The organism is Paenalcaligenes sp. DL 463 (genome assembly GCF_057475185.1).
On sequence record NZ_JBYBKX010000002.1, the window covers coordinates 13,718 to 38,759 of the forward strand.

Sequence of the window (25,042 nt, forward strand, 5' to 3'; positions counted from 1 at the left end):
TCGCTTTTCATAAACAAACCTTCATTATAATTTTCTATTTTACGTTGATCACAGAAAGCACCCAACCTATTATGAGCAACACCGATAACGATACACTTTCTGCACTTGATGCGCCTGAGTTCGCGCCGGCACAGTTCGTACGCTGGTTTAGAGAGGTCGCACCCTATGTACATCGATTTCGAGGCAAAACCTTCGTCATCGGATTCGGCGGGGAGTTAATTAATGAAGGGTTATTAAACACATTAATTCCAGATTTATCGTTGCTTTCAGCGTTAGGGATTAAATTGGTTCTGGTTCATGGCTCTCGCCCTCAAGTTAACGAGCAGCTTTTGCTAAAAGGCGAGCAAACCATGTTTGGACGCAGTACGGCGCCCACCAGCCCTGCTGCCCTAGAATGCGCTAAAGAGGCTGCTGGTGAAATACGTTTAGATATCGAGGCCGCTTTTAGTCAAGGCTTACCCAATACCCCCATGTCCCATGCGCAAATTCGCGTTATTTCCGGTAACTTTGTTACCGCTCGACCGGTAGGGGTTATTGATGGGGTCGATTACCAACATGCTGGCACTGTACGAAAGCTAGATACCGATGCCATGCGCAAAGTGTTAGATCAAGAAGCCATTGTATTACTATCGCCACTTGGCTTCTCACCCACTGGTGATGCTTTTGATTTAGCCATGGAAGACTTAGCTCTTAAAGCCGCCGTAGCCTTAAGAGCCGAAAAACTGATCTACTTAACCCCAGACCATGTTTCCACCATTAGTGGAGAAACCGCTGTCGCAGGTGAGCTGGCACGGGTGGAAGCCGATCGCTTATTAGAAACCGCTACCTTAGATGTTGATTCTACTGTATTTGTGCAATGCGCATCGTTAGCGGTAAAGCGCGGCATACCCCGTGCGCACATTGTTCCCTACCCCTTAGACGGTAGCATTTTGCTGGAAATTTTCACGCATGATGGCGTGGGAACGATGGTCGTTGAAGATGCTCTTGATGATTTACGCCCCGCTACCCTTGACGATGTCGCCGCTATTTTACAGCTGATTGAGCCACTAGAAGCCGATGGGACGCTACTTCCTAGGGGGCGCTCTGTGGTCGAACGTGAGGTAGAGCGATTCACAGTGCTTGAACACGATGGCATTATCTACGGTTGCGTCTCTATTTCACCTTACCTAAGCGAAGGCATGGTAGAAATGGCCTGCTTGATCGTTCATCCCGAGTGGCAAGGCAGCGGCGAAGGCGAAATACTCTTACGCCATGCAGAAGGCCGTGCACGGGCGCTGGGCGCCAAACGTTTATTTGTTTTGACCACCCGAACCTCACATTGGTTTATGAAACGGGGGTTTACTCAAGGCGGTGTGTCCGACTTACCTAAAGAGAAACAAGCACTATACAACCGCTCTCGAAACAGTTTGGTCTTCATCAAGAAACTGTAGGCCTACCGCACGACATGACGCAAACGTCTACAATGCGAGTAGTACTAAACAATAGAATCAATGAGGTTTAAGCAATGACTCGAATGGTTGACTGTGTAAAGCTTAAGAAACAAGCTGAAGGTTTAGATTTTCCACCATATCCGGGTGACTTGGGTGTGAAAATCTGGCGCTCTGTATCCAAACAAGCTTGGAGCGAGTGGATGGATATTCAAACTCGTTTGGTCAATGAGAACCGGCTGAACCTAGCCGATGCACGTGCGCGCAAGTATTTGGCCGAACAAATGCAGCGCTTCTTATTTGACGGTGAAAATGTCGAGGCAGACGGTTTTGTACCGCCCCCTCAATAATAGTCTGTCACGTGGCACATAAAAAAACGGGTTCATTGATGATGAACCCGTTTTTATTACATCGCATTAAGGCGAAGCCATTAAGCGTCTTCTTGCTGATCTGCCTCTATCTGCTCACCGCGCGCCGTACGCTCTGCGTTCTTAGCACCGGTATGACGTACGTCATCGCCACGGACCATATAAATGATACGTTCAGCCATGTTCTTAGCATGGTCGCCAATACGCTCAAGGGCTCGAGCAATAAAGATTAAATCGATAGAGTGAGAAATGTAGCGCGGGTCTTCAATCATATACGTAATGACATGACGAAGCGCCCCTTTCCAGGCTCGGTCTACTTCTTTATCGCTGCGTACAATTTCTGCCGCATGAATAGCATCCTGACGCGCAAAAGCATCAAGAGCACTGTTAATCATGCCTGCCACTGACGCGCTCATGTGGCTCAGTTCTACCACAGGCTCGTAACTACGATGGCTTTCATGCAAACGACGCGCCATTTTTGCAATGCGCTCGGCTTCGTCTCCGCAACGCTCCATGTCGGTAAGCATCTTTGACACAGAAAGTAAGGTGCGAAGGTCGATCGCGGTAGGCTGATTACGCGCGATGATATAGGTAATGCGTTCGTCAATTTCAACTTCGAGCGCATTGACCTCTTTTTCACGTTCGCGCACTTTATCCACAAGTGTCAAATCACCTGTAAAAAGCGCTTCCATGGCTTCACGCACCATCGATTCGACGATTCCACCCATTTGTAAAAACAAAGAGCGGGTTGCTTCTAGGTCGGAATGAAACTGTTTATTGGTATGTTCAATCATAGGGACATGATACCTTCGAAAACACTGCGCAACAAAAATTAGACTACTAAGAATACAACGTAATTATGACAAAGGCATTAAGCCGATGGCAGCTCACGTTGCAATACACCGTTTTGCGTAGCAATTAACGCCGTTGTAGCCCCCTTTAACGCAAACAAACCACAACACACGACACCGGGAATATTGTTAATTTGCGCTTCTAAGGCCTTCGCTTCACGGATACGTAAACCCGCCACATCAATAATTTGACACCCGTTATCCGTAACAAACCCAGCACGTAATGTAGGCTCTCCGCCCAAGGCTTGCAACTGACGCATAACGGCTTCGCGTGCCATAGGAATGACCTCGATAGGCAGGGCAAAAGCCCCTAACACATCGACCTCTTTGCTATCGTCTGCAATACATAAGAAGTGCTCTGCAACAGAGGCTACGATTTTTTCGCGCGTTAGCGCCCCACCACCGCCCTTCACCATTTCAAGCTGGGCGTTGATTTCATCGGCCCCATCGACATACCACGTGATGGTCTCAACCTCGTTGAGATCAAAAACCGTAATGCCTTGCTTTTCCATGCGCTGGGTTGATCGCTCTGAGCTGGAAACAGCCCCCTTAAACAACGATTTATGCGGCGCCAAAGCATCGATAAATAGATCAACAGTAGAGCCGGTTCCCACCCCTAACACACTAGAGCCCTGAAGGCGGGGCAAGATAAATTCGACGGCTGCTTGGGCAACCTGCGCTTTTAATTCGGATTGGCTAACCATAGCACCATTAAAGAAAAATAAGAGAATTCAGTAAAACGTAATGTCATACCAGCACAACGGCTAGAGAGCCAGAAACTCGGCCATCTTAGCTTCGTTAAAACCCACCATGACAGAACCATCTGGCTTTTGTGTCACCGGACGACGCACTAAGGTAGGGTGATCCGCAATTAATGCCAACCACTCTTGATCCGATGTAGGGTTCTTGTCAGCGTCGTCTAACTTGCGCCACGTCATCGAGGCCCGATTCACTAACTTCGGCCAATCACCCAGTTGTTTCGCCCAGTCTAAAAATAGGTCGGGACGAATGGGGTTTGCTCGGTAATCGATAAACTCGACGTTTAGCTCATTCGCTTGAGCCCATTTAATCGCTTTGACACACGTGCTGCAATTTTTAATACCGTATAACGTAATCATTTGTATACCCTAAACCATAAAGTCATTGTTCGCGCCGAGAAGCACGCTGCTGCATACGGCTAGCCACAATCACAAACAGCCCCACCGTTACGATAAAGAGGGTAGCTAACGCATTGATTTCAGGCTTAAGTCCCAAGCGAACCCGCGAAAAAACCTCGACTGGAAGTGTTGTATAACCCGGCGCAGAAAGGAACGAGGCAATCACCACATCGTCTAAAGATAACGTAAATGCCAGTAACCATGCGGCCATCAGAGCTGGCGCGATCAAGGGCAAGGTGATCGTGAAAAACACTTTTAACGGGGTAGCACCGAGATCCAACGCTGCCTCTTCGAGGGAACGGTCGAAATCGCGAAGGCGAGATTGGATGACCACCGCAACGTAAGCCATGCACAATAGCACGTGCCCCACCCAAATGGTAAAAATGCCGTTGCCGTCGGGCCAACCGAAAACATTAGAGAACTCGACAAACATCAGCAATAGCGAAATGCCTAAGACCACTTCGGGTATCACCAGTGGCGCGCTCAGCAACCCCACATACAAAGGAAAGCCTTTGAACTTGCCCATACGGGCTAGAACATAGCCTGCCCACGTTCCTAATATCACCGCTGCTGTTGCCGTCAGTGCCGCAATAAAAAAAGAAAGCTTTGCTGCGGTTAATAACACGTGATCAGACATCAATGCCTTATACCAGCGGAACGAAAACCCAGACCACGACGTCATGATGGCCGAATCGTTAAACGAAAAAACCATCAAAAACAAAATAGGAAGGTATAAAAAGCCAAAACCAATAAACAAGCTAATGGCCTTTAACCAACGATTTGGCTTAACCATTAGGCTCTCCTTTGGTTTTGCAAATGACGCGCTTGGTTGTACTGGAACAGGATCAACGGCACGATCAGCAATAACACCATTACACACGTCACCGCCGCTGCCATCGGCCAATCGGAGTTATTAAAAAACTCGGTCCACATGATGCGGCCCATCATTAAGGTATTGGCACCACCCAACATTTCGGGAATGACGTACTCTCCAACGGTGGGGATAAAGACCAGCATTGAACCCGCCGTAATACCAGGTAGCGATAAGGGCAGCGTGACCGTTAAGAAAGCGGCAATAGGGCGAGCGCCTAAATCAGAGGCAGCCTCAAGCAATCGAGTGTCTAACTTCACCAAGTTGGCATACAACGGCAAAATGAAGAATGGCAAATACGCATACACCAAGCCGATGTAAACCGCCAAGTCGGTACGATAAATTTCGAGAGGGGTATCAATCACACCCAACCACATTAAGGCGCTATTGATTAAGCCATCGTTGCGCAACAACCCCACCCATGCATAGACGCGTAAGAGCAACGAGGTCCAAAATGGCAAAATCACGGCTAACAGCATGTAGTGACGTATAGAGGGGTCAGAACGTGCGATGTAATACGCCATCGGATAGCCAATCAGTGCACACCAAATCGTGGTGACAGCGGCCATCTTTACTGAGCTTAAATACGTTGCCAGATAAAGGTTGTCACTTAGCAATAAGGCATAGCCCCGTAAGTGCAACGTAAAGGACAAGCTTTCGTCTTTAATTTCGGCTAACGGTGTGTAAGGGGGAATACCAAACTGCAAATCAGCAAAACTGATTTTAAACACCAGCAAAAACGGCACAAATAAAAAAACACACAGCCACGCAAACGGAAGAGCGATAACCCACGTTCGCCCCGACGGTAAGTAACGACGCCAGTTAAACAATTTCATGATGGCAATACAATAGCGCTGTCATCCGACCAGCTTACATAGACTTCATCATCGATGGCAGGAGCGTCTGCTTGTGCCAAGGTTTGACTTGGCATATGGCACTCGAGCAATTTGCCTGAATCAAGGCGAACTTGGTAACGCGCGTAACTTCCCATCCAGGCGACGTGGCTAACCATACCGTGGCCCCAATTTTTTTCAAATGTGGGTTGATCATGATTTACAGTGATTTGCTCGGGCCGAATGGATACATGAACCTCCATGCCTAAGGGCTCGCTGACACCATGATTAACCAGTAACGAGCGAGAGAGGTCTTCGCTTTCGATTTCCACATGATCGGGCTCATCCACAACGATGGTACCGGTAAACAAATTAGTGGACCCGATGAAACCCGCGACAAAACGCGTCGCGGGGAAGGCGTAAACATCGTAAGGCGTACCACACTGCACGATTTGCCCTTCAGTCATGACGGCAATACGGTGGGCCATCGTCATGGCCTCTTCTTGATCATGTGTGACCATAATGCAAGTGACCCCTACCTGATCAAGAATCTTAATCAGCTCAAGCCGGGTCTTCGTACGTATTTGCTTATCTAAAGCCGACATGGGCTCGTCAAGCAACAGCAGCTTAGGACGTTTCACCAAACTTCGGGCTAAAGCGACCCGTTGCTGCTGCCCGCCCGATAGCTGATGCGGCTTACGACGAGAATACCCCGCCATTTGGACCAGATCCAACGCCTCGAAAACGCGTTCGTGAATTTCATTACGAGCCACGCCTTCTTGTTTCAGTCCAAAAGCCACGTTCGCCTCGACCGTCATATGCGGAAATAGTGCATACGACTGAAACATCATATTGATAGGACGCCGATAGGGCGGCAAATCGGTGATGTCTTCGTTATCAAGATAGATACGGCCCGAGGTTGCTTCCTCAAAACCAGCCAACATTCGCAGCAGCGTTGACTTGCCCGAGCCCGAGCTACCTAACAAGGCAAAGATTTCATGTCGTCGTACGGATAAGTTGACTGACTTCACAGCCACCGTGTCGTCAAAAATTTTGACGACATCATCGAAACGAACGAACTCATCTTCTATGCCTGACCATGACGAGGCGGAACGATTTTCCTGCATGCTAATTAACGCCCTGACTTAAGCTCTGCCCACAAACGCGTCTGCAAACGCTGCAAGGGCAAGGGCTGAGGCTTAATAACAAACAAGGTTTTTGCGACATCCGCAGGCGGATAAATCATTGGGTTATCGGCTACCTCTTTTACGACATGCTCGCGTGCAGTTTTGTTAGCATTTGGGTAAAACATGGTGTTCGTAATCGCTGCATGGACTTCGGGTGTCTCGATGTAATTGATGAACTCATGCGCTTCATCGACATTCGCCGCCCCTTTGGGTATAGCCATGGTGTCAAACCAAACGGGAGCGCCACCTTCAGGAATGTAGTAATCGATACGATAGTCTTTATTCGCTTCTGCAGCGCGGTGCGCGGCAATCATGACATCACCTGAAAAGCCATACACCATACAAAGGTCGCCTGCAGCGAGCTCGTCAATATAGCCGGACGAGCTGAACTGACGAATATAAGGACGTATTTGCTTTAATAAATCCAAAGCAGTGCGGTAGTCATCGGGGTCGCTACTGTTTGGGTCTTTACCTAAATAATGCAACACTGCCGGAAATACCTGTGCCGCTTCATCCAACATTGAAATGCCACAGCCTCGCAGCTTTTCAGCATTTTCAGGCTTAAATAACATATCCCAATCGCCCAGTGCGACATCCTCGCCCATCACTTCCTTAACCCGAGTGACGTTATAGCCGAGGCCATTCGTGCCATAGCCCCAAGGGATCAGGTACTCGTTGTCTGGGTCAACGTCGGCCAATACCGCCATGATGTCAGGATCAAGGTGTTCCCAATTCGGAATTTTTGTCTTATCGAGCTTCTGAAATAGACCGCCTTCAATCTGCCGAGCCGCATAGTGCGTAGACGGCACCACTACGTCGTAACCGGATTTTCCGGTTAACAATTTAGCTTGTAACGTATCATTGCTATCGTAGACGTCATAACGAACACTGATACCTGTGGCTTGTTCAAAGCCTGATAGCGTATCGGGCGCTGTATATTCAGCCCAGTTATAGACGTTAACGACTTTTTCTTGAGCTAAAACAGCGGTAGAAGACACCACTAACGCAGCCCCTAGCATTACCTGCTTGGCAAAAGCGAAATTCATCGCGGCCCCCATTAAATTCAAAAGCTTAGTAACCAAAAGGCGTGATGATATCGCTTTTTAGTTGCGATTGGGCGAGATTGCATGCGGGTGTTGTAGATAAGCCCGACTTAACTTTGTCCACCATGCAAAACCCTGTTCACCCTGCACTTTTACGAGTGAACGACGTAGACGATATAAATTACTCTGACGCCGCTGTTTTGTCATAATCACACGACGCGCACGATCAAAATCGATGATCCAAGCCTGCCCACTTTCGTTCAACAATATATTGTAAGCGTTCAGGTCAGCATGCCAAACCCCAGCATCATGCATCGCACGAATGGCCGTGGCGACAGCGTCTGGGTCTGCTGTACTTAGCACATCGGCCAAGGGCTGAACTTGCGGAATGCGTTCAACCAAAATGGCCGCGCGATACAGCAAACCAACACGCTGGTACGAGGCCGCCAAGGGTGCTGGTACGCAGTCTAATGTCTGACTTAGGTACAGCATGATTTGGTATTCGGCCCAAGATCGTGTCCGTGACGCGCCCGTCCAGACATACTGGTTGTGTATGAGCTTAGCGATGAGCCCACCGCGGCGATAATGGCGTAACACAGCTTGAACTTCTGACGGCAACGATACAAACCAAGCCGACTGTCTTCCACCACTCGACACCTTTTGGGCCGCTAACTCTGGAGTCAGGGGATCAAAAAAACGCTGTTGAAAGTTTGGCACGCGCTTTGTATTAATTAAGCAATTGCCGTCGATTCGCGTCGTTTCATTAACGTTGGTGGTGTTTGGCGGCATAGTTAGCTCTTTATTAAAAGCAGCATCATGATTACCAGCAACATGCAGGCAAAAATCAACTTCAGTTTGGGCTCAGACATTCCGTGGGCCAGCCGCACTCCGACGGGCACCAATAGGATACTTCCTAGCGCCAAGGGTAATCCAATAAACCAATTAACCTGCCCATGCGAGGCGTACGTAACCAGAGCCACTACTACGCCCGGTGTAATCATGGTCAAGGCAATGGCTTGCGCTCCGACCTGAGACAGCGCTAAAAAGCTGGTCAAAAAAGGAACGGCGACAATTGACCCACCCACCCCAAATACCCCGCCAGCAATGCCAGCAATGACACCCACTAAAGCAAAGTAAAACGGAGGGTGATCGGAGGCGGTCTTTCGGACTGAGGGCTCTTGTGTCCTAGAGCGTAAGCTTTGATACAGATAATAAATGGCCACCACCAACACAAAGCCAGCGTAAATAAGTCGCAGCGTAGAGGAAGGCATGCCAAGGGCCAGTTGCGCCCCCAACCAGGTGCACACTGAGGCACTTACCGCTCCGGCCAAGGCAGCTTGTCGGTCAATACGCGCGTACTGGTTGTACTTACGGATGGTAAGCAAAACGGCGGGTAACACCATAATTAGCGCAGTACCTTGAGCTAATTGCTGATCCATCTGTAGCAGCAAAACCAACAAGGGGATAGCTAAGAGACCGCCACCAATGCCCAGCACTCCACCCACAAAACCGATGCTAGCCCCGATGAATAAAAAAACGGGGATGTTCCACCCTACGCTGAGCGCAAGCATAGCCGTTAAACCTGTAAGCGAGACACCGCATCTTCGATGCGATCCACAGCCCAGATATCCATGCCTTCAATCGTTTGCTTAGGCGCATTGGCTTTGGGGATTAATGCAACACTAAAGCCCAGTTTTGCAGCCTCTTTTAAACGCTCTTGCCCGCGTGGTGCTGGCCGAATTTCCCCCGCCAACCCGACCTCACCAAACACAATCATTCCTTTGGGCAAGGGTCGGTTATTTAACGAGGACATAATGGCCAGCAATACTGCTAAGTCAGCAGCGGGTTCAGCAATGCGCACTCCCCCCACCGCATTAACAAAAACGTCTTGATCATAGGTCACAATGCCAGCATGGCGGTTCATGACCGCTAGCAACATCGCCAAACGGTTGCCTTCCAAACCCACCGACAAACGCCGTGGGTTAGGTACATGTGCCGTATCCACCAGCGCTTGAATCTCTACTAACAACGGACGCGTACCCTCTTGCGTAGCCATGACGCACGAGCCCGGCACATTCTGCTGATGCTGCGATAAAAACAAAGCCGAAGGATTCGTGACGCCACGCAAACCACGATCGGTCATCGCAAAAACGCCCAGCTCGTTAACCGCACCAAAGCGATTTTTAAAGGCTCGCACTAAACGAAAAGACGAGTGCGTATCTCCTTCAAAATACAAAACCGTGTCCACAATGTGTTCAAGTACACGAGGCCCAGCCAGAGAACCATCTTTCGTGACATGGCCGATAAACACCATGGAGATGCCCTGCAGCTTGGCAAAGCGGGTCAACTGAGAGGCGCATTCACGCACTTGCGATACGGACCCGGGTGCTGCACTGAGCTCGCCCGAATACAGTGTTTGAATGGAATCAATCACAGCCACTTTGGGTTTATGCTGCAGTAACGCATCGGTAATGGATTCCAGTCGGATTTCAGCCAACAATTGCACCCCAGCCGTGGGCAGCTCTAAACGCTGTGCGCGTAGAGCGACTTGTTCTGCTGACTCTTCCCCAGTGACATACAACACAGGCGTAACCGCCGCCAGAGAAGACATCGCCTGCAACAGCAAAGTGGATTTACCCACGCCCGGGTCGCCGCCAATAAGGATCACGCCCCCTGGAACGAGCCCGCCCCCTAAGGCCCGGTCGAACTCGGAAATCCCCGTGGGTTGACGCGGAAGCTCACGCGCTTGCACCTCGGATAGATCTTGTACTGGGCTGGCACCCGCTAAGGAAGCGAAGCGATGTGAGGTCGCCTTATCGGTGCTTGGCTCACGAAACTCTTGTAACGTATTCCATTCGCCACAATGCGGACACTTCCCTTCCCACCGGGGGGACTCACCTCCGCATTCTGTACACACGAAACTGATTTTTGCTTTTTTTGTGGCTTTTCGTTGAGTGACCATAAGTGTGGTTATCGTCCTGCCAAACTGCCGCCGCCATCAATCCCAAGTTCTTGACCTGTGATGTATCCGGCCTGATCGCTCAGTAAAAAAGTGACCGCGTTAGCCACTTCATCGGCTTGCCCAAAGCGCCCCATCGGAATGGAGGCCAAAGCACGCTTCTCAGACTCGCTTCCCTCTGGATGATCGGATCTGAACAATTCGGTCTCGATAGGGCCCGGTGAAACCGCGTTAACGGTAATGCCATAAGGCGCTAACTCAAGCGCCCACGTACGGGTGCAACCCAATAGAGCACTTTTAGCAGCCGAGTAACTGGTGCGCTCGTAAGCCCCGTGCGTCACACGGCTGCAGATATTGATGATACGCCCCTCTTTGCGCGCTTTCATTGACGGCACAAAAGCTTGAGTCACTTGTAGCGCTACACGCACATTCAAATCAAAAACCTCGTAGAGTGAGGCCAAATCAATATCGCCTAAGGGCTCCGGCCGCACGATTCCTACATTATTCACGATAGCGTCCACCGGGTACTTCTCGCGTATCACGCGTAGCATCTCTTCAGCGTCACCAGCATTCGCCAGATCACATGAATAGAGATATCCGGGAAAATCAATATCTTGAGTGTTTCGCGCTAAACCGACGACATGAGCGCCCAAATCGGCCAAACGCTGACTGATGGCCCAACCTATACCCTTGGTCGCACCCGTTACCAAGACACATTTATCTTTCATGCTTTGCCTCATCCTCGTTAGTCTGTAGGACTTTTCGCGGCACACGCTGTGCCACTGCGCATAGTAATTCATAACCCAAGGTTCCCGCAGCCTGAGCCACGCGATCTACGCTTGGTCCGTTTTGTCCCCATAACACGGCAACAGAGCCCACTTTTGCTTGGGGAATGTGGGTAATATCGACCATCAACATGTCCATCGAAACTCTGCCTACCAGGCTTGTGGCAATGCCATCAACGCTAATGGGTGTCCCGCTAGGGGCATGACGTGGATAGCCATCTGCATAACCACACGCCACCACACCTATTCGTAAAGGCGTGGTGCACGTAAAGCTATGCCCGTAACCAATGCCTTTGCCCGCCTCTACTTGTTGGACGCTAATTATTTCAGCTTTTAAGGTTTGAGCAGGACGCAAATTAAACGACTCGGCCGTGCGCTCACTTAACGGGGAGGAACCATAAAGACAAATTCCTGGCCGTACCCACTGCTTTGGCGCCGACGGCAAGTCAGACAAGATTTCATCACTAAGACTACCTGCCGAATTGCACACACTCACGACCCGAGCGCTATCAGGCACTACCGCATTAAAGTCACGCAATTGAGCCTTGGTGATTGGCACGTCATCGTCGGCACGCGCAAAATGCGTCATTGCCCCTAGGCTAGCTAACACACCCTGATCGACCAAAGCCTGAACCTGCTGATAGGCCTTAGGGAAGTCGTTCATGCTAAAACCCAAACGGTTCATCCCCGTATTCAGCTTCACCATTGTGTGTAAAGGTTTGGCTGGAGCAGCCGCCTTTAGCATATCAATTTGATACTGACTGTGCAGAACCACGGTTAAATCGTGCTCGCACGCCACCGCGATGTCAGACGCGTCGAATATCCCCTCAAGCAACATGATGGGCTTTGTCCAACCCAGTTCGCGGCACCGTAAGGCCTCGGTTAGATCAAGCATGGCTAAGCCATCAGCTTGAGCAAAAGCCGCTACAGCTGGATCAACGCCATGACCATAAGCATTGGCTTTAATCACAGCCCATATGTAGGGGCTCGCCCGCCCTACTGACTGGTAGTTTTCACGAAGCTTAGCGCTAACAACCGCCAAATTGTGACGTAGCGCAGGGATAGAAATAATGGCCGATATCGGACGGGGCATGCCTTTCTCCAACGAATACGAAAGTCTAAACCAGATTGTAGGAATACGCTAAGGGACAACAATACTGCTTAGTCCGGCAGTGTGCTTTATACTTGCGGGCTATGTCTGTGGATCATTACGAAAACTTTCCCGTTGCCTCGATACTCTTGCCAAAGGCGTTACGCCCTGCGGTAGTGGATATTTATCGATTTGCGCGCACGGCTGACGATATTGCTGATGAGGGCGAGCTCTCCGACGACGAGCGTCTCGCCGCCTTGAACACGTACCGAACGGCCCTCGACTGCGTGGCATCATCGACTCCGCTGCCTCACGCCTTAGCGCATGTAAACGGCGTTTTCTCTCCACTTAAAGCCAGCGTTGAACGCCATCAACTTAGCTATGCTCCTTTTTACGACCTGCTTTCCGCCTTCGAACAAGACGTGGAAACCAAGCGTTACAATGATATGCAAGGGGTGTTGGATTACTGCACACGTTCGGCTGACCCCGTGGGGCGCTTAATGCTTGCGCTGTTTAACGCGGACACCCCCCAACGTGTGCGCTGGTCCGATTCCATCTGTACCGCGTTGCAGCTTATTAATTTTTGGCAAGATGTGGCCATCGACTGGGAAAAAGACCGTGTCTACCTACCTCAAGACTTACTTCACAAGCACCAACTGAATGATGCCGTGATTGCTGAGTATTGTTCAGGAGCACGACGTGCCAGCACCGATGAGGCCTGGCAAAACCTAATGAAAGCCTTGCACGACGAAACAAAGCAAATGCTGCTTTTTGGTGCGCCCCTTATCCAACAACTACCTCGTCGTTTTGCAATGGAGCTAAAATTTATTATTCTGGGGGGGCTACGCATACTTGAACGCCTAGAAAGCGTTAAGTTTGACGTTTTTCAACACCGCCCCACCTTAACGAAAGCCGACTGGGCATTATTATGCCTGCGCAGCCTAAAACCTTTAGCTAAACACCAAACCTTCTAAATATAGTAGTCCTATTGCATGAGTCCAGACGAATACTGCCAGAACAAAGCTGCTCAAAGTGGTTCTAGCTTTTATTACGCTTTTTTGTTCTTGCCACCCGAACGCCGTAAAGCCATCACCGCGCTTTATGCCTTTTGCCGCGAGGTTGACGACGTGGTGGATGAAACGTCTGAAGCGTCTGTCGCTCGCATGAAGTTAGTTTGGTGGCGCGACCAAGTCGTTGAGCTCTACGAGGGCAAAGCCCAACACCCCGTTATGCAGGCGCTCGCCCCCCATGTTGAGCCGTACGACCTAAAAGCAGATGAGCTTTTAGCCGTTATCGACGGCATGGAAATGGACTTAAACGACGTACGTTATGAAACGTGGGATGATCTGAAAAAATACTGCTGGCATGTGGCCAGTGTGGTGGGTATTTTATCGGCGAAAATATTCGGTCAAACCGATCCCGCCACAACCGACTACGCGCAAAAACTCGGGCTAGCCTTTCAATTAACCAATATTATTCGTGATGTTGGCGATGATGCGCGCCGAGGACGCATTTATCTGCCCATACGTGAACTCAACGAGTTCAATGTTGACCCTGCCGACATCTTCGACTTAAAGCACAGTGATGCGTTTGAATCGCTCATGGCCTTTCAAACTCAGCGAGCCTATGGCTTATATCAAGACGCCATGCTCGCCCTACCAGAGGTGGATCGACGCGCCCAACGGCCTGGGCTATTGATGGCGGCTATCTATCATGCGCTGTTAAAAGAAATCGAGCATGACAAATGGGATGTCATGAACCAACGCATCTCGTTAACACCCATTCGTAAATTCTGGTTGGCGTGGAAAACATGGGTAAGCGGTGGACGTGGTTTGATCAAACGACTAAGCCAATGAAAGTCGCTATTATTGGAGGTGGATGGGCTGGCGCCGCTGCCGCCCATTACCTCTGTAAGCATCAATACAAGCCTACCGTATTCGAAGCTTCTCGCTATTTAGGCGGAAGAGCCAGACGGGTAGATAATAACGCCTTTGGTCACGCTATTGATAACGGCCAACACATACTGTTGGGCGCTTACACTGAAACACTAGCGCTGATGCAAGAGCTTGGCATTGAGCTTGACGAGGCTTTCCTCCATCTGGATCTCAGCATTGAAAGCGCCGACACCCGTTACCGTTTAAACGCATGGCCGTTGCCGGCTCCTTTACATTTATTAGGAGCCTTGCTGAGTAGCCGAGGCTTTAGCCTGAAAGATCGCTATCAAATTATCCGATTCAAACAACAACTCAGCCGTCAACACTGGCAAGTTGAAAGACACCAGAGTGTGCTGGACTTGTTGCAGCAACATCGTCATAGCAGCGCGTTAATCGAACACCTATGGCAGCCTTTATGCCTTGCTGCCCTCAACACACCCATCGACATAGCGTGCGCCCAACTTTTTGCGAACGTGATCAGAGACAGCCTAGGTGGAGCCCGCCGCGATACGCAGATGCTTATTCCTAAAAAGGACATGAGTTCACTCTGGGTAGAGAACGCAATGAACGGGGTCGAACTACGCTTAGGACAACGTGTGGTAACGCTTGCGCATACTAAAAGCCATGTACGAGTGAATGATGAGGTGTTTGACGCTTGTATTGTGGCAGTGCCCCCCTACGCCGCTGCACGGCTGTTAACCACGCTTAAGCCCACTCATAGTGAAACACGGCGATGGGTTAACGCCATGGACAGTATTAATTACCGCCCAATTGCTACGGTGTACCTAGAACCCGCCACGCCGTGGAGCGAAACCAAACCATTATTAATGCTGCACGAAAATAGAGCGCAACACGAGTTCGGACAGTGGTTATTTAATCATCAAGCAATACCGAATAGCTTTGCTCAATCGTTATTAAGTGTGGTGATCAGTGATGCAACCGCGTTTAGCGAGCTTTCAAAAGCCGATGCTATTACCGCTGTAGAAACACAGGTTCGACGACAAACAAGCCGACGGGCATCGCTACCAAGCATCGTAAGGTCTGATCTTATTATTGAGAAGCGGGCGACATTTGAAGCCACACCTTTTAGCTTTAGAGCAAACGAGACCACACCATGGCCACGTGTCTTTTTAGCCGGCGACTGGCTACAGAGTGACTACCCCGGTGTGCTGGAAGGCGCTGTGCGTAGCGGATTGAAAAGCGCCGCACAACTTAGAGCGTCTGCTCAGCAGGCTTTTGTCGAGTAATGACTCACAAAGCCTGCTGAGGGGCTGTTTATTTAGCAGCGTGGGTAGTGATGTAACGCTTCACTTCTTGAATATCAGCGTCCATTTCGATAACCCGTTGAGGTAAATCAGCTAATTGAACCAAGTGCTCAGGCACGGGCGCGGGCTTGCCTGTCGCCTGTTCAATGGTTTCTGAAAACTTAGCGGGCAAAGCAGTCTCTAGCACCAGCATAGGGATGCCGGGTTCGAGATAGGCTTTAGCCACTTTTACGCCGTCGGCCGTATGCGGATCAATCAGCACTTCACTTTCAGCCAACACCTCACGAATGGTGGCTAAGCGGTCTTCGTGCGTACTGACACCAGACTCAAAACCAAAGGTTTGGCGAATGTCATCAATGCGATCGCTAAAATCAAACTGTCCGGTCTCGTCCAGTTCTTTCCATACAGCACTGAGTGCTTCGGGGTCACGCCCTACCACATCATAAATAAAACGCTCAAAGTTAGAGGCCTTAGAAATATCCATGGAAGGACTTGAGGTAGCATACGTTTGCTCTGAGCCGCGCGGACGATAAATGCCAGTGCGGAAGAACTCTTCAAGCACATTGTTCTCGTTAGTGGCAAGAATCAGTTTGCGTATCGGCAAGCCCATCTGACGCGCAATATGACCCGCTAAAATGTTGCCAAAGTTACCCGAAGGAACGGCAAACGACACTTGCTGATTCGACTCGGTTGTGGCACGCAACCACGCCCAAAAATAGTACACAACCTGCGCCGCAATACGCGCCCAGTTAATGGAGTTAACAGCGCCTAAGTTCCATTGGGATTTAAACGGTAAATCGCCAGCTACGCCTTTGACAATGTCTTGGCAATCGTCAAACACGCCCTTAATGGAAAGGTTATGGATATTTTCGTCATGCAGCGAATACATCTGAGCACGTTGAAAGGCACTCATGCGACCTTGCGGTGACAGCATGAATACATTGACCCCTTTCTTCCCTTTTAACGCGTACTCGGCCGCTGAGCCTGTATCACCCGATGTAGCCCCTAGGATGTTAATGGTGGTGTTGCGCTGCTCGAGCACGAACTCAAACACTTGTCCCAAAAACTGCATCGCCATATCTTTAAAGGCTAAGGTGGGCCCTTGCGATAGACCAACCAATTGCAATGACTGATTAAGCGCTTTGAGGGGAACCATCTGTTCGCCCACGTACAGGCTGGGTTCGTACGCTGCTTGGGTCAAACGGCGTAAGTCATCTGATGAGATATCAGTGACATAGAGTGATAACACCTCAAACGCCAATTGATCGTATGAGAGGCTACGCCACTGCTCTAAGGTCGCTTCGGAAACCTGTGGGTAACTTTCAGGAACGGCCAAGCCACCATCGGGAGCGAGACCCTCAAGCAAAATATCTGAAAATGACTGAGGGTTCATGCCCCCCCGTGTTGAGACGTACTTCATCACAAGTTCTCCACGCGAAGACGAATCACTTTAGAATGCACAAACTCGAGACGCTGTATTTGCTCTATGGCCAAATCAATCGACCCCTCGCGTGCTTCATGCGTAAGGAAAATAATGTCAGCATTATCATCCTCTGCCGGCTCTTGGAACATGGAGCCAATGGAAATGTGCGCTTGCGCCAAAATACGTGATACCTCTGCCAACGCGCCTGGACGATCTTCCACGCGCAAGCGCAAATAATAAGACGAGAGCACTTCAGACATGGGTAGGACAGGCGTGTCGGCCATCGCGTCTTGCTGGAAGGCTAAATAAGGCACACGATGCATGGGGTCTGCAGTCAATAAACGGGCTACATCCACGACATCAGCCACCACCGCCGACGCGGTAGGAAGCTCGCCGGCGCCAGCGCCATAATAAACGGTAGAACCTACCGCATCACCGTGCACCATAACGGCGTTCATCGCGCCCTGTACATTTGCAAGCAACGAGTCTGCCGGCACTAAGGTTGGGTGCACACGCAGCTCTATGCCTTCGCCCAGACGATGGCGCGTAATACCAAGCAGTTTAACGGTATAACCCAGACGATCAGCATGCATGATGTCTTCCGCCGCCAATGTCGTGATGCCTTCGATATGCGCGGCGTCAAACTGCACAGGCACACCGAATGCTAAGGACGACAATAGCGTCAGTTTATGCGCTGCATCGACACCCTCAATGTCAAAGGTAGGATCGGCTTCTGCATAGCCCAAGTTTTGCGCATCAGTCAACGCATCGGCAAACGACAGGCCCTTGGTACGCATCTCGGAAAGAATAAAATTGGTAGTACCGTTGATAATGCCTGCCACCCATTGAATTCGGTTAGCCGTTAAGCCTTCTCGTATGGCTTTAACAATCGGAATGCCACCGGCTACCGCCGCCTCGTAGGCGACCATCACACCTTTGCGATGGGCTGCAGCGAAAATCTCGTTACCATGCAACGCCAACAACGCCTTATTCGCGGTAACCACGTGCTTGCCCTGCTCGATCGCTTGCATGATCCACTCTTTGGCAACCGTCTCACCCCCAACTAACTCGACAATAATTTCGATATCGGGATGATTCACAACCTGCATAGCATCGTCAGTTAGCATGACGTCATCAGTGAGTAACTCGCGCGCGACCTCTGTATTCCGCGCGGCAACAGCCACCACTTCGATACGGCAACCGGCACGACGCGTAATTTCATCAGCGTTTTCCGTTAATACTTTCCATGTACCACCGCCGACCACGCCCAAACCTAATAAACCAACTTTTATCGAACTCATTTGACCAACCCGTCCTTACGGAACATTTCTTTGATGCCGCGCACAGCTTGTCGTGTGCGCTGCTCGTTTTCAATCAGTGCAAAGCGCACATATTCATCGCCATACTCACCAAACCCGATACCTGGGGAAACGGCCACTTTGGCTTCGCTTAATAAGCGTTTGGAAAACTCAAGCGAGCCATCTGCCAAATAAAAATCGGGGATTTTTGCCCAAATATACATAGACGCTTTGGGGATATCGACATTCCAGCCAATCTCGTGCAGGCCTTTAGCCAAGACATCACGTCGATTGCGGTATTTATTAACGATTTCAGCGACACCATCTTGGGGGCCTTCTAATGCAGAAATCGCGGCCACCTGAATAGGCGTGAAAGTGCCGTAATCGTGATAGCTTTTAATACGTGCTAAGGCATGGACAAGGTTACGATTCCCTACCATGAAACCAATACGCCAGCCCGCCATGTTATAGCTTTTGCTCATGGTAAAGAATTCAACCGCGACGTCACGCGCCCCTTCGACTTGCATAATAGACGGAGCCACATAGCCATCGAAGGTGATGTCTGCATAAGCCAAGTCGTGTACGACTAAGATATTGTGCTCTTTCGCCAACGCCACTACACGCTCGAAAAACGACAAGTCCACACATTGAGCAGTCGGGTTACTGGGGAAGCCTAAAATCATCATTTTGGGCTTGGGAATCGCTTCGCGTACGGCTCGTTCGATTTCTTCAAAAAAGTCCAACCCTGGAATCATCGGCACCGAACGTATGTTTGCGCCAGCAATGACCGCACCATAAATGTGAATAGGATAGCTAGGGTTCGGCACGAGCACCGTGTCACCTTTATCAAGCGTCGCCAGCATAAGGTGAGCTAAACCCTCTTTGGAGCCAATGGTTACAATAGCTTCCTCGTCAGAATCCAACTTAACATCGTAACGACGGTCATACCAATTGGTGATCGCTTTACGTAAACGTGGAATACCTTTCGAAACCGAGTACCCGTGCGTGTTGGTACGTGTTGCAGACTCGACCAATTTATCAACAATATGTTGAGGTGTGGAGCCATCAGGGTTCCCCATCGACATATCAATAATATCTTCGCCTCTGCGGCGCGCAGCCATTTTTAATTCGCTAGTAATATTAAAGACATACGGAGGCAAACGTTCGATACGAGGGAAACTAGTCATTGTGGTCCTTGGGATCTGCAAAAGGCGGGGGTATCAACCCAAACGTACGAGTTTAATCCATGAAAGGAAAAGAAGAAAATACTGTTATTCATTCGGTGCTCGCGCTCTTTGCGCTATGATCATAAAAGTAATTTGGAGAGAGCTTGTGCAACTACAGAAAGAGACCAATCCCGCCCTGAACACCATCACGGCTTACGACACAGATTATGTGGAAATAAACCGGAAAAAATACCATTCTAGCGTCTATTTTCGACCTGAAGGCGAGATATGCCCCCTAGAAGCTCAACGGGTTGACGAGCTCACCGAGTCGTTGCTTAAAACCATTACCGGTGTGGATCAAATCAAACAAGACCCCATGGCCTTTCTGGATGGCGATCAGCCCATATTACCAGCCGACGCCCCAGAGGTCGTGTTAATCGGCACGGGCGAAACGCAGCAATTACTTGCCCCTCAGATCACTGCGCCGTTATTGAGTTTGCGTATCGGTGTGGAAGTCATGGATACGCGTGCCGCAGCACGAACCTATAATATTCTGATGTCCGAGGGACGCAAAGTGGTTGCTGCCCTTTTAATATAAGCATAGATAGGATTTTTCATGAGTCATATTACGGTAGGCCAAGCCATTCCTGAGTTTACAGCGCAAAGCGACCAAGGTGAAATTAGCAAGCAATCGCTAGCAGGACATGCTTACGTGCTGTATTTTTACCCTCGTGATAATACGCCGGGTTGCACAACCCAAGCGCAAAACTTCAGAGACCTTAAAGAGCAGTTCGATGCACTCAACGTTAACGTAATCGGGGTATCTCGCGACTCAATGGCCTCGCACCAGCGCTTCATCGACAAACAACAATTGAACTTTCCACTCATCGCCGACCCCGATGAAAGCCTTTGTGAACTGTTTGGGGTCATGAAATTGAAAAATATGTACGGTAAACAAGTACGTGGAATCGAACGTAGCACCTTCCTCGTGAACGCTGACGGTGTCCTCGTTCAAGAATGGCGAGGGCTACGCGTTCCGAATCATGTACAGCAGGTTCTCGAAGCCGCTCAAAACCTGTAAACCAAGTGGTCATGGCCGATCCCATTACGAACTCGGCTTTGTTAATTCAGGAGCAACAACTACATGCCTTTACCATCGCTGCCTACACGTCTTGGTTCAATTCTTAGCACTGAAGAAATTAATGCAGCAAAACGTGCAGTACCCCCTGCCCCTAAAGAAAAAACAACCCCACCTGCTAACGTAGAAGCAACGGAGCCTATCTCCGCAGTAGTACCGCCGTTAGTGGATAATAAGCTTACGCCTCCTACGCCAGTCGAGGCTTCAGATACGCCTGCGCCAGCGGCTCCACGCCGTCAAACACCACGAAAAAAACCAAACGTCAAAACAAAACCGATGACACAGCCCACTACCGCTACTGAGGCGAGTAGGCTCTTTGTTCTCGACACCAACGTGCTACTTCATGACTCGAACTCTCTGTTCAAGTTTGAAGAACATGATGTGTATTTGCCGATGATGGTCTTGGAAGAGCTTGATCATCAGAAAAAAGGGATGTCCGAAGTCGCGAGAAATGCGCGTCAGGTTAGTCGCAACCTAGACGGTATCGTGGCAAATCACGCCTTGGATAACGGTCTCCCCCTTAATGCCTTAGGTAACACTGAGGCCCGTGGCTTGGTTCACTTTCAAACCAAAGCGATTCATTCCACGTTACCGTTGGACCTGCCTTTAGGCAAAGCCGACAACAACATATTAAATGTGGTTCATGCGCTAAAGGACGAGTTTAAAGATCGCCAAATTGTGATGGTGTCCAAAGACATCAATATGCGATTGAAAGCCAAGGCGCTCGGTCTGGCCGCCGAAGACTATCTGCATGATCACGTACTCGACGACTCTGACCTACTTTATGACGGCGTACGTCCGCTGCCTGCCGATTTTTGGAGCAAGCACGGCAAAAAAATGGAGTCATGGCAACAAGGCGGCACGACCTTCTATCGAGTTCATGGCCCACTATGCGCCCAATTCAATGTGAATGAATTCGTGTTCACCGAAGGCGAAACCCCGTTATACGCGCAAGTCAAAGAGGTCGCTACTAACACAGCTGTGCTGGCGACACTGCGAGATTACAGCCATAACAAAAATAATGTGTGGGGAGTAACGGCCCGCAACCGTGAACAAAACTTTGCCCTCAATCTGCTCATGAACCCAAATTGCGATTTCGTCTCGTTGCTGGGCCAAGCAGGCACAGGAAAAACGTTATTAGCGCTGGCTTCAGCTTTAACACAAACATTGGAAACCAAACTGTATAACGAAATTATTATCACGCGAGCTACGGTTCCAGTCGGTGATGAAATCGGTTTCCTACCCGGTACTGAAGAAGAAAAAATGGCGCCTTGGATGGGCGCTTTGGAAGATAACCTTGAGGTCTTGCACGCTGGAAGCAATCAACACAATTCGTTGAGTAGTAGCGAGACCACCCGCAGCTCAACCATGGAGCTGATCCGCTCTAAAATCAAAATCAAATCCATTAGTTTCATGCGGGGCCGCACCTTCCAAAATAAGTTCTTAATTATCGATGAGGCGCAAAACCTTACCCCTAAGCAAATGAAAACCATGGTCACACGAGCAGGCCCAGGTACCAAGATAGTGTGTTTAGGAAATATCTCGCAAATTGATACCCCTTACCTGACTGAAGGCAGCTCGGGCTTAACCTATGTTGTTGATCGCTTTAAAGGCTGGCCTCACTCGGGGCACATTACCTTGCAACGCGGTGAGCGTTCACGCCTTGCTGACTATGCCAATGATGCGTTATAGCCGCTGTTAAGTCGTAAAGCGCTTAGCAATTTCTGTTTCGTTGTAGGCACTTCGGTGCCTACATTACTTTTAGGGATGAAAATCATGTTTAGCTCTTTGCCCATCGGCATCACTATGGGTGACGCTGCCGGAATCGGCCCTGAATTGATCGTGTCTCTCTTTGCCAAGGGATTGAGCCACCCTGCGGTAGTTTATGGCGACAGTGGCGCCCTTGAGCGTGCTGCGCGGCTATTACAGCTAAACGACACCCTACAAATCATTCAAGATGACCCCGAAAACCCGACACCACCCACTCGAACGGGGCACATTGTGGTCAGAAACCGATGGAAAGCGCTTCCATCCGATCTGGCTTATGGCCACATTAACGCACAAGCGGGTCGTGGAGCCTACGAGTACCTATGCCACGCGATCGATGATGCGCAAGCGCAAAAAATTAGAGCTATTGTTACTGCCCCGCTGCATAAAAAAGCCATGCAAGCTGGGCAAATCAACGCACCGGGCCACACTGAAATTCTTGCCGAGCGCACCCATACGAACGATTTTGCCATGATGCTTGCCAATCCCGAACTGCGTGTGTTGCTGGTGACGATTCATGTGGCATTAGCCGACGTCCCTAAACTCATTAGCACTGATAGCGTGTTGCGTAGCATTAGGCTAGCCCACCAAGCCTGCCTACAAGAAGGAATCAGCCGACCGCGCGTGGCCGTAGCAGGACTTAACCCTCACGCCGGAGAAGACGGTCGTTTTGGCACTGAAGAAATCACGGCCATTATCCCCGCCATACAGGCGGCAAGAAGCGAAGGGATAGACGCCTCAGGCCCATGGCCTGGCGACACCATTTTCATGAAAGCGCGTAAAGGCGATTACGATATTGTGGTGGCCCAATACCACGATCAAGGCCTGATACCTGTTAAATACTTAGGTGTAGAACAAGGCGTTAACGTTACCGTCGGCCTACCCTTTGTGCGGACTAGCGTGGATCACGGCACCGCTTTTGATATTGCCGGTCAAGGTATCGCCGACCCTAGCTCACTACACGCGGCGTTTGAAGCGGCCCTACGCATGACCGCCCACTCTGGTTAGTTTCTTTACATTTGCACGTAGTTTAGGAAGCGCGTGCTGGCCCCCTGAAAGGCCACACGCACCGAACCGATAGGACCATTACGCTGCTTACCAATAATGAGTTCTGCTGTTCCCTTATCCGGAGAGTCGGGGTTATACACCTCATCGCGATAAATAAAAATAATTAAATCCGCATCTTGCTCAATCGCACCCGATTCGCGCAAATCACTCATGACTGGACGCTTATTCGGGCGTTGCTCAAGACTTCGGTTTAACTGGGACAACGCAATTAATGGACAGTCTAGCTCTTTGGCTAAGCCCTTAAGCGAACGACTGATTTCCGAGATCTCAGTTGCTCGGTTTTCGCTAGACGAGTTGCCAGACATAAGTTGTAAGTAGTCGATAATGATCAGACCCAACTTACCGCACTGACGAGAAAGACGTCTTGCTCTGGCTCGGACCTCCATGGAAGACAAACCGGGCGTTTCATCAATGTAGACTTGTGCCTCTTGCACCTGCTGCACGGCGTGCGTTAGTTTGGGCCAGTCATCAGCGTCAAGCTTACCCGTGCGCATTCTATGCTGATCAAGCATACCCACTGAGCCCACCATACGCATCGCAAGCTGTACCGCGCCCATCTCCATCGAAAACACTGCTACCGGAAGCCCTTGCTGTATGGCAACATGTTCGCCTATGTTCATGGATAACGAGGTTTTACCCATGGACGGACGCCCCGCCACAATGACCAAATCACCTGGCTGCAAACCAGAAGTCATACGATCTAAATCCACAAACCCCGTCGGCACACCCGTGATCTCGGAGTCGCCTTCACGATGATAAAGTTCGTCAATACGCTCTACCACCTGTGTCAACAGCGGTTGGATCTCTTGAAAGCCAGCATTTCCGCGCGCGCCCTCTTGAGCGATTTGAAACACTCTGGATTCGGCATCGTCTAAGATCTGACGAGCCTCTTTACCTTGAGGGTTAAACGCCGCGGAAGAGATCTCGTCTGCCACCGTTACCAGCTTTCGCAACATGGATCGTTCGCGAACAATTTCAGCGTAACGACGGATGTTCGCTGCGGAAGGCGTGTTATGAGCCAGTGCATTCAAATACTGCAACCCACCCACTTCATCCGCTTTTGCCGACATGGCTAATGATTCGTGTACTGTCACCACATCAGCCGGACGAGCTAAACCAATCAGGCGCGTAATATGCTGCCAAATGATCCGGTGATCAAAGCGATAAAAATCGTCATCGACAATGATATCGGCGATACGATCCCAGGCGGCATTATCCAGCAGCAGCCCGCCAAGAACGGACTGCTCGGCCTCGACTGAGTGAGGTGGCACGCGTAGATAATCAAGTTTAGGATCCGTGCTTTGGGTTTCGCTATCCAACATTAACCTCTGTAATTCCATAGAAAAAAGCCGGCATGTGAGCCGGCTTTTTCTGATGCTCGGCACACTACCCTAATAGGAAATGTACCATGT

The 25,042-nt window shown here is 50.0% G+C and carries 25 protein-coding genes; 9 read left to right on the forward strand and 16 right to left on the reverse strand.

Annotated features, from left to right (window positions below):
- The first annotated feature begins 71 nt into the window (after positions 1-71).
- Both argA and AC2UZI_RS10175 read left to right on the forward strand, forming a co-directional pair.
- Positions 72-1,430: an amino-acid N-acetyltransferase gene (gene argA, locus AC2UZI_RS10170; RefSeq protein ID WP_486943762.1), complete on the forward strand. Its 1,359-nt coding sequence runs from the start codon at positions 72-74 to the stop codon at positions 1,428-1,430.
- A 74-nt stretch (positions 1,431-1,504) separates the two neighbouring features.
- On the forward strand, positions 1,505-1,777 hold the full coding sequence (locus AC2UZI_RS10175) for an oxidative damage protection protein (RefSeq protein ID WP_486943763.1): 273 nt from the start codon (positions 1,505-1,507) through the stop codon (positions 1,775-1,777).
- Positions 1,778-1,857: 80 nt separating this feature from the next.
- Here the strand turns inward: AC2UZI_RS10175 and phoU are convergent, their stop codons facing one another.
- From phoU to alr, 12 genes are all read right to left on the reverse strand, one after another.
- Positions 1,858-2,589 carry a phosphate signaling complex protein PhoU gene (phoU, locus tag AC2UZI_RS10180; protein WP_486943764.1) on the reverse strand — a complete coding sequence of 244 codons (732 nt, stop codon included), beginning with the start codon at positions 2,587-2,589 and terminating at the stop codon, positions 1,858-1,860.
- Between the two features lie 77 nt (positions 2,590-2,666).
- Positions 2,667-3,350 (reverse strand): ribose-5-phosphate isomerase RpiA, encoded by a 684-nt coding sequence (rpiA, locus tag AC2UZI_RS10185; RefSeq protein ID WP_486943765.1) that lies wholly within the window; start codon positions 3,348-3,350, stop codon positions 2,667-2,669.
- Positions 3,351-3,410: 60 nt separating this feature from the next.
- Positions 3,411-3,770: a Spx/MgsR family RNA polymerase-binding regulatory protein gene (locus AC2UZI_RS10190; protein ID WP_486944007.1), complete on the reverse strand. Its 360-nt coding sequence runs from the start codon at positions 3,768-3,770 to the stop codon at positions 3,411-3,413.
- Positions 3,771-3,786: 16 nt separating this feature from the next.
- Positions 3,787-4,596, reverse strand: a complete 810-nt coding sequence (locus AC2UZI_RS10195; protein ID WP_486943766.1) for an ABC transporter permease subunit — start codon at positions 4,594-4,596, stop codon at positions 3,787-3,789.
- Positions 4,596-5,510, reverse strand: coding sequence for an ABC transporter permease subunit (locus tag AC2UZI_RS10200; protein ID WP_486943767.1), 915 nt, complete (start codon positions 5,508-5,510; stop codon positions 4,596-4,598). Before AC2UZI_RS10200 ends, AC2UZI_RS10195 begins: the two co-directional genes overlap by 1 nt.
- Positions 5,507-6,634 (reverse strand): ABC transporter ATP-binding protein, encoded by a 1,128-nt coding sequence (locus tag AC2UZI_RS10205; RefSeq protein ID WP_486943768.1) that lies wholly within the window; start codon positions 6,632-6,634, stop codon positions 5,507-5,509. The genes AC2UZI_RS10200 and AC2UZI_RS10205 overlap by 4 nt, the downstream gene beginning before the upstream one ends.
- A gap of 5 nt (positions 6,635-6,639) precedes the next feature.
- Positions 6,640-7,740 carry a polyamine ABC transporter substrate-binding protein gene (locus tag AC2UZI_RS10210; protein WP_486943769.1) on the reverse strand — a complete coding sequence of 367 codons (1,101 nt, stop codon included), beginning with the start codon at positions 7,738-7,740 and terminating at the stop codon, positions 6,640-6,642.
- Between the two features lie 57 nt (positions 7,741-7,797).
- A complete protein-coding gene (locus AC2UZI_RS10215; RefSeq protein WP_486943770.1) occupies positions 7,798-8,526 on the reverse strand; it encodes a 3-deoxy-D-manno-octulosonic acid kinase in 729 nt (242 codons plus the stop codon).
- A gap of 2 nt (positions 8,527-8,528) precedes the next feature.
- Positions 8,529-9,308 (reverse strand): sulfite exporter TauE/SafE family protein, encoded by a 780-nt coding sequence (locus AC2UZI_RS10220; RefSeq protein ID WP_486943771.1) that lies wholly within the window; start codon positions 9,306-9,308, stop codon positions 8,529-8,531.
- A gap of 5 nt (positions 9,309-9,313) precedes the next feature.
- Entirely contained in the window at positions 9,314-10,699 is a 1,386-nt protein-coding gene (radA, locus tag AC2UZI_RS10225; protein ID WP_486943772.1) for a DNA repair protein RadA, read from the reverse strand.
- 8 nt (positions 10,700-10,707) lie between these two features.
- A complete protein-coding gene (locus tag AC2UZI_RS10230; RefSeq protein ID WP_486943773.1) occupies positions 10,708-11,424 on the reverse strand; it encodes an SDR family oxidoreductase in 717 nt (238 codons plus the stop codon).
- Entirely contained in the window at positions 11,414-12,574 is a 1,161-nt protein-coding gene (gene alr / locus AC2UZI_RS10235) for an alanine racemase (RefSeq protein ID WP_486943774.1), read from the reverse strand. Before alr ends, AC2UZI_RS10230 begins: the two co-directional genes overlap by 11 nt.
- A 101-nt stretch (positions 12,575-12,675) precedes the next feature.
- Between alr and hpnC the strand changes: the two genes are divergently transcribed.
- Genes hpnC through hpnE form a run of 3 tightly spaced genes read left to right on the forward strand, consistent with a single transcriptional unit; the run spans position 12,676 to position 15,752 of the window.
- Positions 12,676-13,545 (forward strand): squalene synthase HpnC, encoded by an 870-nt coding sequence (hpnC, locus tag AC2UZI_RS10240; RefSeq protein ID WP_486943775.1) that lies wholly within the window; start codon positions 12,676-12,678, stop codon positions 13,543-13,545.
- A gap of 18 nt (positions 13,546-13,563) precedes the next feature.
- Positions 13,564-14,427 carry a presqualene diphosphate synthase HpnD gene (gene hpnD, locus AC2UZI_RS10245; RefSeq protein ID WP_486943776.1) on the forward strand — a complete coding sequence of 288 codons (864 nt, stop codon included), beginning with the start codon at positions 13,564-13,566 and terminating at the stop codon, positions 14,425-14,427.
- Positions 14,424-15,752 carry a hydroxysqualene dehydroxylase HpnE gene (gene hpnE / locus AC2UZI_RS10250; RefSeq protein WP_486943777.1) on the forward strand — a complete coding sequence of 443 codons (1,329 nt, stop codon included), beginning with the start codon at positions 14,424-14,426 and terminating at the stop codon, positions 15,750-15,752. Before hpnD ends, hpnE begins: the two co-directional genes overlap by 4 nt.
- A 28-nt stretch (positions 15,753-15,780) precedes the next feature.
- Here the strand turns inward: hpnE and thrC are convergent, their stop codons facing one another.
- From thrC to alaC, 3 genes are read right to left on the reverse strand one after another with little or no spacing between them, the layout of a single operon-like run.
- Positions 15,781-17,190: a threonine synthase gene (gene thrC / locus AC2UZI_RS10255; protein WP_486943778.1), complete on the reverse strand. Its 1,410-nt coding sequence runs from the start codon at positions 17,188-17,190 to the stop codon at positions 15,781-15,783.
- Entirely contained in the window at positions 17,190-18,494 is a 1,305-nt protein-coding gene (locus AC2UZI_RS10260) for a homoserine dehydrogenase (RefSeq protein WP_486943779.1), read from the reverse strand. The genes thrC and AC2UZI_RS10260 overlap by 1 nt, the downstream gene beginning before the upstream one ends.
- Positions 18,491-19,678 carry an alanine transaminase gene (alaC, locus tag AC2UZI_RS10265; protein ID WP_486943780.1) on the reverse strand — a complete coding sequence of 396 codons (1,188 nt, stop codon included), beginning with the start codon at positions 19,676-19,678 and terminating at the stop codon, positions 18,491-18,493. The genes AC2UZI_RS10260 and alaC overlap by 4 nt, the downstream gene beginning before the upstream one ends.
- 145 nt (positions 19,679-19,823) lie before the next feature.
- On the opposite strand from alaC, the gene AC2UZI_RS10270 reads away from it, so the two are divergent.
- The 4 genes from AC2UZI_RS10270 to pdxA all read left to right on the forward strand — a co-directional run bounded on the left by AC2UZI_RS10270 (position 19,824) and on the right by pdxA (position 23,570).
- The gene (locus tag AC2UZI_RS10270) at positions 19,824-20,255 is read left to right on the forward strand and encodes an Mth938-like domain-containing protein (protein ID WP_486943781.1); all 432 of its coding nucleotides are present in this window, start codon (positions 19,824-19,826) and stop codon (positions 20,253-20,255) included.
- An 18-nt stretch (positions 20,256-20,273) separates the two neighbouring features.
- On the forward strand, positions 20,274-20,738 hold the full coding sequence (locus AC2UZI_RS10275; RefSeq protein ID WP_486943782.1) for a peroxiredoxin: 465 nt from the start codon (positions 20,274-20,276) through the stop codon (positions 20,736-20,738).
- Between the two features lie 63 nt (positions 20,739-20,801).
- Positions 20,802-22,487, forward strand: a complete 1,686-nt coding sequence (locus tag AC2UZI_RS10280; RefSeq protein WP_486943783.1) for a PhoH family protein — start codon at positions 20,802-20,804, stop codon at positions 22,485-22,487.
- 84 nt (positions 22,488-22,571) lie between these two features.
- Complete coding sequence (gene pdxA / locus AC2UZI_RS10285) at positions 22,572-23,570, forward strand: 4-hydroxythreonine-4-phosphate dehydrogenase PdxA (RefSeq protein WP_486943784.1); 999 nt, start codon at positions 22,572-22,574, stop codon at positions 23,568-23,570.
- A 5-nt stretch (positions 23,571-23,575) separates the two neighbouring features.
- Here pdxA and AC2UZI_RS10290 read toward each other — a convergent pair whose 3' ends face one another.
- Complete coding sequence (locus AC2UZI_RS10290) at positions 23,576-24,970, reverse strand: replicative DNA helicase (RefSeq protein WP_486943785.1); 1,395 nt, start codon at positions 24,968-24,970, stop codon at positions 23,576-23,578.
- Positions 24,971-25,042: the final 72 nt, after the last annotated feature.